The organism is Marinobacter sp. F3R08, from assembly GCF_018860425.1.
Lineage (GTDB): Bacteria > Pseudomonadota > Gammaproteobacteria > Pseudomonadales > Oleiphilaceae > Marinobacter.
In genome coordinates this window covers 774,742-787,936 of record NZ_JAHKPI010000014.1, presented here as the reverse complement: position 1 = coordinate 787,936, position 13,195 = coordinate 774,742, and the positions used below count along the sequence as shown (strand labels likewise).

General features: G+C 56.8%; 11 protein-coding genes and 1 tRNA gene. 2 read left to right on the top strand and 10 right to left on the bottom strand.

What is annotated here, in order from left to right:
• Window positions 1-63 precede the first annotated feature (63 nt).
• Both KO499_RS06645 and KO499_RS06640 read left to right on the top strand, forming a co-directional pair.
• Window positions 64-1,938 carry a DUF4105 domain-containing protein gene (locus KO499_RS06645; RefSeq protein ID WP_215982911.1) on the top strand — a complete coding sequence of 625 codons (1,875 nt, stop codon included), beginning with the start codon at window positions 64-66 and terminating at the stop codon, window positions 1,936-1,938.
• Window positions 1,908-2,780, top strand: coding sequence for an alpha/beta hydrolase (locus KO499_RS06640; RefSeq protein WP_215982910.1), 873 nt, complete (start codon window positions 1,908-1,910; stop codon window positions 2,778-2,780). The genes KO499_RS06645 and KO499_RS06640 overlap by 31 nt, the downstream gene beginning before the upstream one ends.
• 49 nt (window positions 2,781-2,829) lie before the next feature.
• Here the strand turns inward: KO499_RS06640 and pnp are convergent, their stop codons facing one another.
• From pnp to tpiA, 10 genes are all read right to left on the bottom strand, one after another.
• Window positions 2,830-4,947 (bottom strand): polyribonucleotide nucleotidyltransferase, encoded by a 2,118-nt coding sequence (gene pnp / locus KO499_RS06635; RefSeq protein ID WP_228339840.1) that lies wholly within the window; start codon window positions 4,945-4,947, stop codon window positions 2,830-2,832.
• Window positions 4,948-5,303: 356 nt separating this feature from the next.
• Complete coding sequence (rpsO, locus tag KO499_RS06630) at window positions 5,304-5,573, bottom strand: 30S ribosomal protein S15 (protein WP_215982908.1); 270 nt, start codon at window positions 5,571-5,573, stop codon at window positions 5,304-5,306.
• A gap of 78 nt (window positions 5,574-5,651) precedes the next feature.
• Window positions 5,652-6,593, bottom strand: coding sequence for a tRNA pseudouridine(55) synthase TruB (gene truB / locus KO499_RS06625; RefSeq protein WP_215982907.1), 942 nt, complete (start codon window positions 6,591-6,593; stop codon window positions 5,652-5,654).
• The gene (gene rbfA / locus KO499_RS06620) at window positions 6,590-7,015 is read right to left on the bottom strand and encodes a 30S ribosome-binding factor RbfA (RefSeq protein ID WP_215982906.1); all 426 of its coding nucleotides are present in this window, start codon (window positions 7,013-7,015) and stop codon (window positions 6,590-6,592) included. The genes truB and rbfA overlap by 4 nt, the downstream gene beginning before the upstream one ends.
• Window positions 7,015-9,558, bottom strand: a complete 2,544-nt coding sequence (infB, locus tag KO499_RS06615; protein WP_215982905.1) for a translation initiation factor IF-2 — start codon at window positions 9,556-9,558, stop codon at window positions 7,015-7,017. Before infB ends, rbfA begins: the two co-directional genes overlap by 1 nt.
• A gap of 18 nt (window positions 9,559-9,576) precedes the next feature.
• Complete coding sequence (gene nusA / locus KO499_RS06610; RefSeq protein WP_215982904.1) at window positions 9,577-11,070, bottom strand: transcription termination factor NusA; 1,494 nt, start codon at window positions 11,068-11,070, stop codon at window positions 9,577-9,579.
• A gap of 54 nt (window positions 11,071-11,124) precedes the next feature.
• A complete protein-coding gene (rimP, locus tag KO499_RS06605; protein WP_215982903.1) occupies window positions 11,125-11,586 on the bottom strand; it encodes a ribosome maturation factor RimP in 462 nt (153 codons plus the stop codon).
• Between the two features lie 322 nt (window positions 11,587-11,908).
• Window positions 11,909-11,993 (bottom strand) — tRNA-Leu (locus tag KO499_RS06600).
• A 7-nt stretch (window positions 11,994-12,000) separates the two neighbouring features.
• The gene (gene secG / locus KO499_RS06595; protein ID WP_215982902.1) at window positions 12,001-12,384 is read right to left on the bottom strand and encodes a preprotein translocase subunit SecG; all 384 of its coding nucleotides are present in this window, start codon (window positions 12,382-12,384) and stop codon (window positions 12,001-12,003) included.
• A 24-nt stretch (window positions 12,385-12,408) separates the two neighbouring features.
• A complete protein-coding gene (gene tpiA, locus KO499_RS06590; protein WP_215982901.1) occupies window positions 12,409-13,167 on the bottom strand; it encodes a triose-phosphate isomerase in 759 nt (252 codons plus the stop codon).
• Between the last annotated feature and the right edge of the window lie 28 nt (window positions 13,168-13,195).

The following is a 13,195-nucleotide window of genomic DNA, read 5'->3' as shown; positions in this document are numbered from 1 at the left end:
TGCGCCAGGGACGGCGCATCATTCCATCCTTTACTCCGCTCAACACCGGATGCAGCACCTCCCATGGGCAACATGCTTCGCATTGGGCCAGCACTGATCTGGCTCGCAGTCAGCCTGCCAATCCAGGCCGCCAATACACCCGGGAACCTACCCACATCCGAGCTTCATCTCGATCCTGCCTGGCTCACCCTTGTTCATTATCAGCCGGACACGTTTGGCGACGGATACACCAGTCAAGCCGACGACCAGGCCTTTTTCCTGAGCAATGACGGCAAACACTCTCCCAAAGCAGAACTGGAGGCAACCCTCCAGGCCCTGCAGAAGCCCGGAGATGGCGATGACCACGCCCGATGCCGGTTCCCGGCTCGCGAGACCTGGCTGCGGCAAAAACTGAACCTGTCCCTGCCGGAGATCGAATGCCCCGGTTACGAAGACTGGTCCGCGACCCTGAACACAGAAACAGTCACTCTCGTTTTCGCTGCGTCATACCTGAACAGCCCCTCATCCATGTTCGGACACACGTTTCTGCGCCTTGATCCACCCCAGGATGACGACGAAACCAATCTGCTGCTTGCTAACACAATTTCCTATGCAGCCGATGCCGCCGCCCACGACAGTGAGCTTTTATTTGCCTACAAGGGCATTTTCGGCGGCTACCCCGGAATCACCACGGTACAGCCCTACTACGAAAAAATCCGGCTGTATTCTGACATCGAACATCGAGACCTGTGGGAATACAAACTTAACCTCACCCAGGACGAAGTCGACCTGTTGATTGCCCATGCCTGGGAGATACGGGACCGCAATTTTGACTACTACTTCCTTGACGAAAATTGCGCCTACCGCCTGCTGGCACTGATCGACATTGCCCGCGCAGGCACTGACCTCCTGGGCGAAGTGGGCACTCACGCCATCCCCTCGGACACGGTTCGCTGGGTGGTCGACAAAGACCTTGTCAGCGACGTGTTTTACCGGCCTTCGGCCGCCACCGCGGTGGCCTACAGTCTTTCTACCCTGCCCGACAATCACCAGACCCTGGCCGCAGCGATCGCCAATGGGTATGTCGCGCCAGATTCCGATGAGGTGACATCAATACCCATGGAAGAACGCGCCCACGTTCTGGATGCCACCTACGATTATGTTCGCTACAAGAGTGAGGCTGACGGCTGGCCCCGGGAAATTGCCGCACCGCTGTCCCATGATCTGTTGAGAGAACGCAGCCAGATCCGCGGAGTCGCTGCGCCCGAGGCTCCGCCAGAGCCCCGTGTCAGAGACGATCAGGGACATGACACTTTCCGGTTGAGCATCGGAGCAGGCCAGCAGGCGCATCGGGAGTTTACCCAGCTCACGTTGCGGCCCGCGTATCACGACGTCCTGGATCCGCCAGCGGGTTACCGCACCGGTGCCCAGCTGCAGTTCCTCAGGCTGGATGCGCGCCTCTATCACGACAACGATGAGCTCCAGCTGGAACAACTGACGGGCGTCGAAATCCGCTCACTCAGCCCCCGGAACGCATTTTTTTCGCCCCTGTCCTGGCAAGTGGGATTTGGTGGTCGCCGAACCGACACGGGCAGCGACCGGGTATTGACTCCCTATCTCGAGGGCGGCGCCGGGGGCAGCTGGCGTTTCGGTCAACAGACCCAGGCCTTTGCCATCGCCACCGCCGATCTGGAGATCGATGACGATCTGCGACGCGGCTACGATGCTGCCCCGGGGGCCGACATAGGGGTGATGCATCAGAACAACCGCTTCAGCCTGCTCGCCGGTGCCAAAACCAAAGCCTGGATCGTCAGCAGCCAACATCGGCAGGACCAGCTGTACGCCAGAGGCAACTGGCACATTGGCCGGACCTTCAGCCTGTTTGCCGAATTCACCCGCGAAGATCACTACGACAGGTACCAGAGCACATGGCACGCCGGACTTCACGCCTATTTCTGACCACTACCAATGCCCGGGTAACCGGGCTACTGGTTGCCCTTTTGCTGCTCTCCGGTTGCAGCAGTCTCTTCTTCTACCCGGACCGGGTTACCTATATAACCCCGGACCGACTCAACCTGGACTATGACGACATCGACATTGAGACCGCGGACGGCGAAACCCTCCACGGCTGGTGGCTGCCCGCAAAAGCATCTGAAAGCAGCACCAGAGGCACCGTCTACTTCCTTCACGGCAATGCCCAGAACATCAGCAGCCATATATTGAACGTGGCCTGGCTGCCCGAGAATGGCTACAACGTCTTTACCATCGACTATCGGGGATACGGCAAATCTACCGGCGCCCCGGATATTGACGGCGCCCTTCACGACGCAGAAACGGGATTACGCTGGCTGGCGCAGAAACCCGAAGTGGTTGAACGGCCACTCTACGTTTTTGGCCAGAGCCTCGGCGGGGGATTGGGAATAGCCCTCGCCAGCGAATGGACTCAACGACATGAACAACCGGGCCTGGATGGCGTCATTCTGGACGGGACATTTTCCGGTTTTCGACTCATTGCCCGGGAAAAGCTTGGGAGTTTCTGGCTCACCTGGCCGTTTCAGATCCCGCTAAGCTGGACCATTCCAGACGACTACGAAGGCGTCGATCATATAGCCCGAATCAGCCCGGTTCCGGTGATGGTGATTCAGAGCGTGCGCGATGGGATTATTCCGTTTCATCACGGAACGACGCTTTATGAGGCGGCAGGGGAGCCCAAGGCGTTTTTGCAGACAGATACGCCCCACGGGGCAACGTTTGTGATTCCGGCGTATCGCGAGGAAGTTCTCCAGTTCATGTCGCAATAAAAAACCCGCCTTTCCAGAGGAAAGGCGGGTTTTTAGTCAGGCCCCGAAGTTAGGAGGCCGAGAAATCGGTCGGCTCATCGCCTTCCTTGATTTCCTTCATGGACAGCTTCACACGGCCACGGTTGTCAACGTCCAGAACCTTCACGAGAACTTCCTGACCTTCGCTCAACTCGTCAGTCACGTTCTCGATACGGCGATCGGAGATCTGGGAAATGTGGACCAGACCATCCTTGCCAGGCAGGAGGTTCACGAAAGCACCGAAATCCACAATGCGCTCAACGCGTCCCTTGTAGATAGCACCGACTTCAATCTCCGCCGTGATTTCCTTAACCCGGTTCACCGCTGCCTGGGCAGCTTCCTGGTTATCGGCGTAGATCTTCACGTTGCCGTCGTCGTCCAGATCAATGGAAGCGCCTGTCTCGTCACAGATCGCACGGATGGTGGAACCACCCTTACCGATAACGTCGCGGATCTTCTCCGGATTGATCTTGATAGCGGTAATGCTCGGCGCACGGGCAGACAGTTCAGCACGTGGGGTAGAGATAACCTTGTTCATCTCTCCCAGAATGTGCAGACGCGCTGCGTGGGCCTGCTCCAGAGCAAGCTCCATGATCTCGTCGGTGATGCCGTTGATCTTGATATCCATCTGCAGGGCTGTTACGCCCTCCTGGGTACCAGCAACCTTGAAGTCCATGTCGCCCAGGTGATCTTCGTCACCCAGGATGTCGGTCAGAATCGCGAACTTGTCGCCTTCTTTCACCAGACCCATGGCAATACCTGCTACCGGCGCCTTGATAGGCACACCGGCATCCATCAATGCCAGGCTGGAACCACAGACAGAGGCCATGGAGCTGGAACCGTTGGATTCGGTAATCTCGGAAACCGAACGGATGGCGTACGGGAATTCTTCCAGAGTCGGCATAACGGCCAGAACACCGCGCTTGGCCAGACGACCGTGACCAACTTCGCGACGACCCGGCGTGCCCACACGACCCGCTTCACCCACGGAGTACGGAGGGAAGTTGTAGTGGAACAGGAACGGATCCTTGCGCTCACCTTCCAGGGCGTCAATGATCTGCACATCACGGGAAGTACCCAGTGTGGTGGTCACGATGGCCTGAGTCTCGCCACGGGTAAACAGGGCGGAACCGTGAACGCTGGGCAGAACGCCCACTTCAATCTCGATCGGACGCACAGTCTTGTTGTCGCGACCATCGATCCGCGGCTTGCCGTCAATAACTTGCTGACGTACCACGTTCTTCTCGATCTTGCCGAAGTACTTCTTGACCTCGTCTGCGGAAGGCTGACCTTCCTCCTCACCGGCCAGTTTCTCAACCGCTGCGGCTTTTACTTCACCCAGACGCTCGTAACGGGCCATCTTGTCACGGATACCGTAGGCTTCTTCGATAGCACCGGCGAACTCGGCCTTGATGGCGTTCAGCAGTTCGGTGTTCTCAACCGCAGGCTGCCAGTCCCAGCGCGGCTTGCCGATTTCAGCAGCGAATTCCTTGATAGCCGTAACAGCGGTCTGCATTTCCTGGTGGCCGTACAGAACGCCACCCAGCATCTGGTCTTCGGTCAGGCCTTTGGCTTCAGATTCAACCATCAGAACCGCATCTTCGGTGCCGGCCACAACCATGTCCAGCAGGGAGGTTTTCAGCTCTTCGAAGGTCGGGTTCAGGAAGTAGCCGCGCTCGTTGGTGTAGCCAACACGGGAAGCACCAATGGGTCCATCGAACGGAATACCCGAGATGGACAGAGCGGCAGACGCTGCCAGCATCGCGGCAATGTCCGGATCCTGATTCTTGCTGGAAGACATGACCGTGGTGATAACCTGAACTTCGTTCATAAAGCCGTTCGGGAACAGCGGACGAATCGGACGGTCGATCAAGCGGGAGGTCAGGGTTTCCTTCTCGGAAGGACGACCTTCGCGTTTGAAGAAGCCACCGGGGATTTTGCCAACGGCGTAGGTCTTCTCGAAGTAGTTCACGGTCAGCGGGAAGAACGGCTGGCCGGGTTTGGCTTCCTTGGCACCAACAACCGTGCCAAGTACAGAGATATCATCAACGGTTACCAGTACGGAACCGGTCGCCTGACGGGCGATACGGCCGGTTTCCAGCGTGACGGTTTTGCCGCCGAGCTCAAACGATTTCTTTACGGGTTTCAGATCCACAAAATACTCCTGGTCTATCTGTTCCAGATTGATTCATCCCGTGCGCCCCTGCGCATGGGATCGATTGTCTGCCGGTATTGCATGTGGTCCAAAGGCAACCCGCCTGAAAGCTAACAGGCTGTTGCAAAACCCCGGTCTGTAAGGCGGTAATTACTCAGGCCGCCGGCGCCCGGGTTTTCAACAACCTGCTATCAATTTCGGCTTTCCATTACGGCAGGGAATCCTTCGATAACACAGACAATCCAACTGCAGAGAGAAACAAGCACAACCAGCAGGCCCTATAAAGAACCTGCTGGTTGACGGCTGCCACCGGAAGTACCGGCACAGCCTTCAGGTCGTAGAGACCCGGATTAGCGACGCAGACCCAGACGCTGGATGAGTTCCAGGTAACGGTCAGCGTTCTTGCGCTTGAGGTAGTCCAGCAGTTTACGACGCTGGTTAACCATCCGGATCAGGCCGCGGCGGGAATGGTGATCCTGCTTGTTGACCTTGAAATGATCCTGCAGCTTGTTGATGTTGGCGCTCAGCAGTGCAACCTGAACTTCAGGAGAACCGGTATCGCCATCACCTTGCTGAAAATCCTTAACGATCTGTGCTTTCTCATTGGCAGAAAGTGCCATAACTCACCTCATTGTTTGCGATGCTTTCGAATACGGCCGAACCGCGCATCTCTACAGCCCGGCTAATCAGCGTAGCGCCTAACGCTTTCCGCTGCTCTTCACCAGTCGGCGTGGAACCAGATTGGTTTGCTCGCCTTCCGGGAACGCTTCTGCCAGCCCTACAAAGCCTTCGTTGGCGCTCTCATTCGCATAGAGACGCACGAAGCCTTCATAGGCCCGACCCGGTATTCTAACCGGTTGTCCGTTCAAGATCGATACCAGCGCCTGCCCCGCCAAACGGTGTTCAGGGAACATGGACAGTGCGGCATCCGGTGCCACCAGAAGACCATCAAGGCTTTCGTCCCGTTCACGCATTTCCTCGAGATCACTGACAGCATGGGCGTTGGCCAGAGTGAACCCCGAGGCCATGGTACGGCGCAGTGCGGTTACATGTGCACCGCAACCCAGGGCTTCGCCAATATCTTCAACCAGTGAGCGAATGTACGTACCTTTGGTACAGCTGACGGCAATATCCAGCTCACTCTCGCGAATATCCAGGAGCGTCAGTTCGTAGATGGTGACCGGCCTGGCCGGACGCTCCACCTCGATCCCTTCGCGGGCATATTCGTAGAGCGGACGCCCCTTGTGCTTGAGCGCCGAATACATGGAGGGAACCTGCTGGATTTCACCCCGAAAACCATCCAGAACGGGCTCCAGCAGGTCGGCGGTCAGACCGGCCGGCACCGGTTTCTCGACAACAATAGCGCCTTCACTGTCACCAGTTTCGGTCCGGACTCCGAGCCGGGCGGTGGCAATATAGGCCTTGTCGCTATCGAGCATCATCTGGGAGAACTTGGTGGCTTCGCCAAAACACAGCGGCAGCACACCTGTTGCCAGCGGATCAAGGGCGCCGGTATGGCCTGCCTTTGCCGCCCCGAACAGGCGCTTTACCTGCTGCAGAATGCCATTGGAGGTAATACCCAAAGGCTTGTCGATGACCAGAATACCGTTGACGTCACGGCCTTTGCGTCTGCGGCTCAAGCGTTACGCTCCGGATTGTCCTGATCTTCGTCTTCAGCGCGGTCCACGGCCGGCGTGTCGCCAACCGCTTCGCGAATGAGGCTGTCCATCTTGCGGCTATAGCCTTGCAAGGTGTCGAAGTGGAATCTCAGCTGCGGAACCACCCTCAGCTTCATCGCACGCCCTACCTGGCCGCGGAGAAAGCCGGAGGCTTTGTTAAGCACCGAGATCGATTCCTGAACTTCGGGAGACTCCCCCGTCAGCTCTTCGGTGGAAAGCAGGGACACATAGATATCGGCATAGCCAAGGTCACGGCTGACCTTGACTGCGTTTACCGTGACCATACCCACCCGCGGGTCTTTGACTTCTCGCTGGATGAGCTGGGCCAGTTCCCGTTGCATCTGATCGCCTATGCGATCAATTCGGCTGAACTCTCTTGGCATCAGGCCCCCGTGGACTCAAGCTTGCGCTCGACCCGGACACGATCAAATACCTCGATCTGATCGCCAACTTTCACGTCATAGCCCTTAACGCCGATACCGCACTCCATACCGTTACGGACCTCGGGAACGTCGTCCTTGAAACGACGCAGGGATTCCAGTTCGCCTTCAAAGATAACCACGTTGTCCCGCAGAACCCGGATCGGCTTGTTCCGGTATACGGTACCTTCGGTCACCATACAACCTGCGACCTGGCCAAACTTGGGTGAACGGAATACATCACGAACATCGGCGATACCGACGATGTCTTCACGGAATTCCGGTGCCAGCATCCCCGTCAGGGCCGCCTTCACGTCATCAATCAGGTTGTAGATGATGCTGTAGTAACGCAGGTCCAGACCTTCCTGCTCAACCAGACGCTTGGACGCGGTATCGGCACGTACGTTGAAGCCGAAGATAACCGCATTGGTTGCCATCGCCAGGCTGACGTCGGTTTCGGCAATACCGCCAACACCGGAAGAGACCATCTTGACCTGAACTTCCTCGTTACCCAGATCCTGCAAGGCCTTGGTAATGGCTTCCAGGGAACCGCGAACGTCGGTTTTGAGCACAACATTGAGGGTTTTGACCTCGTCCTTGCCCATGTTCTCAAACAGGTTCTCAAGCTTGGCCGCCTGCTGACGCTGGAGACGCTGCTCCCGCTCACGGGTCTGCCGGAACTCGGCCAGTTCTTTCGCTTTCTTCTCGTCGGCAACCGCAAAGAATTCGTCGCCTGCATCTGGCGTACCGTTCAGACCGAGAATTTCCACAGGAATGGACGGACCCGCTTCCTTCGTCTGTTTGCCAGCTTCGTCAGTCATCGCCCGGACCTTACCGAAGAAGGAACCGGCAACAACCATGTCGCCCTGACGCAGGGTACCGTTCTGAATCAGTACCGTGGCAACGGAACCGCGACCACGCTCAAGGCTGGATTCGACAACCACACCTTTAGCGGGCGCATCTGTGACGGCCTCAAGTTCAAGGACTTCGGCCTGCAGCAACAATGCTTCCAGAAGGTCATCAATGCCCTCACCGGAGTGCGCGGAAACCGGCACAAACTGCACATCCCCACCCCAGTCTTCCGGAATAACTTCCATCCCGGCCAGCTCGGTCTTGACGCGATCAGGATCCGCTTCTTCCTTGTCCATCTTGTTGATGGCAACAACAATCGGCACGCCCGCTGAACGTGCGTGCTGAACGGCTTCCTTGGTCTGCGGCATAACACCGTCATCGGCGGCAACCACCAGCACAACGATATCGGTGCACTGGGCACCGCGGGCACGCATTGCAGTAAAGGCGGCGTGACCCGGCGTATCCAGGAAGGACACCATGCCGTGCCCCGTCTCTACGTGGTAGGCACCGATATGCTGCGTAATACCACCGGACTCGCCAGAAGCCACCTTGGTACGACGAATGTAATCCAGCAGCGATGTCTTACCGTGGTCAACGTGACCCATCACACTCACCACCGGAGCACGCTTGGTCTTTTCACCGCCCTCAAAAGAGAATTCGCTGAGAACCTCTTCCTCGAAAGCATCATCGCTGACAGTCTTGGGCTGATGACCGAGCTCTTCGGTTACCAGTACCGCGGTCTCCTGGTCCAGTGCCTGGTTGATGGTGGCCATAACGCCCATACCCATCAAGGTCTTGATGACGTCACCGGATTTAACGGCCATCCGCTGGGCAAGGTCACCGACAGTGATTGTTTCTGGAATCTCTACTTCTCTGACCATTGGTTTGGTCGGCCTCTCGAAGCCATGACGCTTCTCTTTGGGTTTCTTTTTCGCACGCAGCGGCTTACGCAGCGTGGTCTCTTCCTCGTCCTCGGAGATCACCAGGGGCTCCTCCACCGGACGACTGCGGGGACCACGATGACCGGCCTGCTTCTTCTTGGGCTTGCCTTCTTCGGTCTCGTCGCCACGCTCGCGAACTTTTTCTTTCTTTTTCTTCGGCTTTCGATCCTTACCGTCGCCCTCGGGCGGTGGTATCGGAATGTCTTCCGGTGCCGGAACCGGTTCTGGCTGAGCCTCTTGTGCGGGCTCGGCTGCTTCTACCTTTTCAGGCTGCTCTGATGTTTCTGCCTCGGGCGTTTCTGCCTCCGGCTGCGCCGCCTGCTCTGCAGCCACTTTCGGCGCTTCTTCCACAGGCGCTTGCTCCGCCTGCTGCTCGACTACCGGCTCTTCCGGTTTTTGCTCGTCTGCCTCAGGCTGCAACTCAGCCCGCTTGATATAAGTACGACGCTTGCGAACCTCAACGTTCACGGTCTTTGCTTTACCGGCCTTCAGCGTAGTGGTTGTCTTACGCTTCAGCGTGATCTTGCGCGGCTCAGAATCATCAGCCTCACCGTGAGTCTTTCTCAAATAGGCCAGCAACTGCTGCTTCTCATCGCTGGAGACAGAGTCATTCTCGGAGCGGGCTTTCAGGCCAGCCTCCACAATCTGCTTCAGCAAACGATCCACGGGAGCGCCTACATCTTCGGCCAGTTGTTTTACCGTTACTTCAGCCATACTGGTCCTCCTCCCGAATTAAGCCTGGTCTTCAAACCAGGGGGCACGTGCAGTCATGATAAGCTGACCCGCACGCTCTTCATCCATACCTTCGATCTCTAGCAGATCGTCTACCGACTGCTCTGCAAGATCTTCCATGGTGCGCACACCCATCCCGGCCAGTTTGAAAGCCAGGCTGCGGTCCATGCCATCCATTCCCAGAAGATCTTCTGCCGGTTCAGCACCCTCGAGTGCTTCTTCACTTGCCAGGGCCTGGTTCAGTAACACGTCCTTGGCACGGCGGCGCAGTTCGGTGACGGTCTCTTCGTCAAAGCCCTCTATCGCCAGCATCTCTTCCATCGGCACATAGGCAACCTCTTCAATTGAGGTAAAGCCTTCTTCAATCAATACACCGGCAAATTCTTCATCAATATCCAGATTGCTGATGAAATGCTCAACCAGGCGGCTATATTCCTGCTCCTGACGTTCGCCGGCTTCTTCCTCGGTCATAACGTTCAGGGTCCAGCCTGTCAGCTCTGTAGCGAGACGAACGTTCTGACCATTCCGGCCGATGGCCTGCGCCAGATTGTCCTCAGCAACCGCCACCTCCATGGTGTGCCGGTCTTCGTCCATCACAATAGAGGCAACTTCTGCAGGCGCCATCGCGTTGATCACCAGTTGCGCCGGATTGTCGTCCCACAGCACGATATCAACCCGCTCGCCGCCCAATTCGTTGGACACCGCCTGAACGCGCGAACCACGCATCCCGACGCAAGCGCCAACGGGATCAATACGACGATCGTTGGTTTTCACGGCAATTTTGGCGCGGGAACCGGGATCCCGGGCCGCGCCCCGGATCTCGATCAGATCTTCAGCAATCTCCGGCACCTCAATGCGAAACAGCTCAATCAGCATCTGCGGGGAGGTGCGACTGAGGATCAACTGCGGGCCACGATGATCTGTGCGAATTTCCAACAGCAAAGAGCGCACACGATCACCCATACGGAACGTTTCCCGGGGAATCAGGAATTCCCGGGGCAGCAGGGCCTCAGCATTGGCGCCCAGATCAACAATAACATTGTCCCGGGTAACCTTTTTGACAGTACCGGACACCAGCTCACCCACGCGATCGCGGTAGCTGTCGACGATCTTGGTACGCTCTGCCTCACGAACTTTCTGGAAGATGATCTGCTTGGCAGCCTGAGCGCCAATCCGCCCAAAGGCCTCGGATTCAATTTTTTCTTCGTGCATGTCGCCCGGGCTCAGAGCCGTGTCAATCTCCTCGGCTTCTTGCAAGGTGAGCTCGGTGCCCAGCGCAGGAACGGCATCATTATCGACAACCAACCAACGACGAAAGGTTTCGTATTCGCCGGTTTTCCGGTCGATCGCCACCCGGATGTCTGCTTCTTCGTCTTCAAAGCGTTTTTTGGCAGCGGTGGCCAATGCCAGCTCGATCGCTTCAAAAATCACATCCTTCTCGACACCTTTCTCGTTCGAGACGGATTCAACCACCAGCAAGATCTCTTTACTCATTCGATTGCCCTGCCCTTAAAATCAACTGTGCGTCCACGGACTTATTCAAATCGTTCACTCAAATACCGGCACGATGTGGGCTTTCTCAATGCTGTCAAACGGCAGCAGATACTCATGATCATCAACGACCACTACCACATCATCACCCTCAACGCCTTTGATCAGTCCCTGAAACTTCCGGCGACCCTCAAACGCCATCCGGAGACGAATCTGAACATGGTGACCAACAAAGGCCTCGTATTGCTCGAGACGAAACAGCGGGCGATCCATCCCCGGGGATGAGACCTCCAGTGTGTATTCGGTCTGGATAGGATCTTCCACATCCATCACACCGCTGATCTGACGACTCACTTTTTCGCAGTCGTCGATACCGATACCCTTCTCGGAATCGTCAATAAAAACCCGTAACAGGGAGTGATGGCCCTGCGAGCGGAAATCAATGCCCCAGAACTCATACCCCAGGCCTTCCACTACAGGCTGAAGAATGCTTTCCAGTTGCTTAAGCTTGGCTGACAAGTTGTGCCTTCTCCGTAATCAGATTTACCGGCCCCAAAAACAAAAAAAGGGCTGTTTTATCAGCCCTTTTTATGCACCAGGGCCCTTTGCGCCAGGCCCCTTAATCAAAAACCCCCTAACAATGGGGCCTTTTGTTGCAAGAACTCGCAGGAAACAAACCGGTGTACCGTTTCCTGCTGACAGACACCTGGCCTGCCAGAAACCCGCGAGATTTACCATTGCAGGCTCCAATATCCGCCGGAGTATAGAGACGCCAGACAGACTGGTCAAGGACTGACCAAAAAAAACGGCCTGGGAAATCCAAGCCGTTTTTCTTCTAATATGGTGCCCGGGGCCGGACTCGAACCGGCACGGCTTTCGCCACTACCCCCTCAAGATAGCGTGTCTACCAGTTTCACCACCCGGGCAACATTCTTACTCGAGCTCGGGGAGACCTGTCTCCCCGCTCTCGGATTCGCTGGACCCTGATTCACCATTATCAACAGCTGCGCTATCAGAAGGAACGGCATCGCTGGATTCCTGAACCACAGGAATACCGGCCTGGCCCGCCACTTCGGCACGCTGCTTGGCGAAAACTGCCAACGAAAAACTTGTCACAAAAAACACGACGGCGAGCAGTGTCGTGAAGCGGGTCAGAAAGCTACCACTACCCTGACTGCCAAAGACAGTCTGTGAAGCTCCACCACCAAAGGCAGCTCCAGCATCAGCACCTTTGCCCTGCTGGATCAGCACCAGACCCACCAGCGCCACCGCGATCACCACGTGCACAACGACTACCAGCGTTTCTACCCAATCCATAACGACTCTCGCGAACCTTTAACTTTAGATATTCGCCGGAACACTCCGGCAAATACTTACAAAATCTTCCGCAATCAGCGATGCTCCGCCGATCAGGCCACCATCAATGTCCGGCTCGGCAAAAAGAGCGGCTGCATTATCCGCTTTTACGCTACCCCCGTAAAGCAGGGATATTTCATCGGCCGGCGCGCCCATCTCCGAAAGCACGCCCCGGATAGAAGCGTGCATTGCCTGGGCATCCTGTGCCGTCGCGGTTTTACCCGTACCGATGGCCCAAACTGGCTCATAGGCCACAATCACACGCTGCCACTGATCCGGTGCAACGGTCGCCAGACCGGCCCTCACCTGAGAGGCCACCACCGCTTCGGCGTCACCGGCGTCTCTATCCTGAAGCGTCTCACCGACACAAAGTACGGCATAAAGCCCGCCAGCAAGAACACGCTCAACTTTCTCGGCCACCACCGTATCGGTCTCACCGAAAATCTGACGGCGCTCAGAATGTCCGATCAGAGCATACTGACAGCCCTGATCTGCCGCCATTTCAGCGGAGATCTCTCCGGTATAGGCTCCGGAACCCCACTGCCCTACGTTCTGAACTCCAACCGACAACTCATCACCGGCATGTCCGATAACGTCTCCGACATAAATCGCGGGAGGAATAATAACAACCTCAACGCCATTATCAAGAGAAGCGATCCGGGATCGCACAAAGCCTACCAGGGTCTGCGCCAGGTCTTTCGACCCGTTCATTTTCCAGTTTCCGGCTACGATCTTACGACGCATAACAGTTCCCGAACGTGAGGGAGGGCGA

Excerpts from the sequence above, each read along its gene's own strand:
- KO499_RS06645 (WP_215982911.1), top strand. The coding sequence starts at position 64 with ATGGGCAACATGCTTCGCATTGGGCCAGCACTGATCTGGCTCGCAGTC.
- KO499_RS06640 (WP_215982910.1), top strand. The coding sequence starts at position 1,908 with ATGGCACGCCGGACTTCACGCCTATTTCTGACCACTACCAATGCCCGG.
- rpsO (WP_215982908.1), bottom strand. The coding sequence starts at position 5,573 with ATGGCACTTTCTGCCAATGAGAAAGCACAGATCGTTAAGGATTTTCAG.
- rbfA (WP_215982906.1), bottom strand. The coding sequence starts at position 7,015 with ATGCCAAGAGAGTTCAGCCGAATTGATCGCATAGGCGATCAGATGCAA.
- infB (WP_215982905.1), bottom strand. The coding sequence starts at position 9,558 with ATGGCTGAAGTAACGGTAAAACAACTGGCCGAAGATGTAGGCGCTCCC.
- nusA (WP_215982904.1), bottom strand. The coding sequence starts at position 11,070 with ATGAGTAAAGAGATCTTGCTGGTGGTTGAATCCGTCTCGAACGAGAAA.
- secG (WP_215982902.1), bottom strand. The coding sequence starts at position 12,384 with ATGGATTGGGTAGAAACGCTGGTAGTCGTTGTGCACGTGGTGATCGCG.
- tpiA (WP_215982901.1), bottom strand. The coding sequence starts at position 13,167 with ATGCGTCGTAAGATCGTAGCCGGAAACTGGAAAATGAACGGGTCGAAA.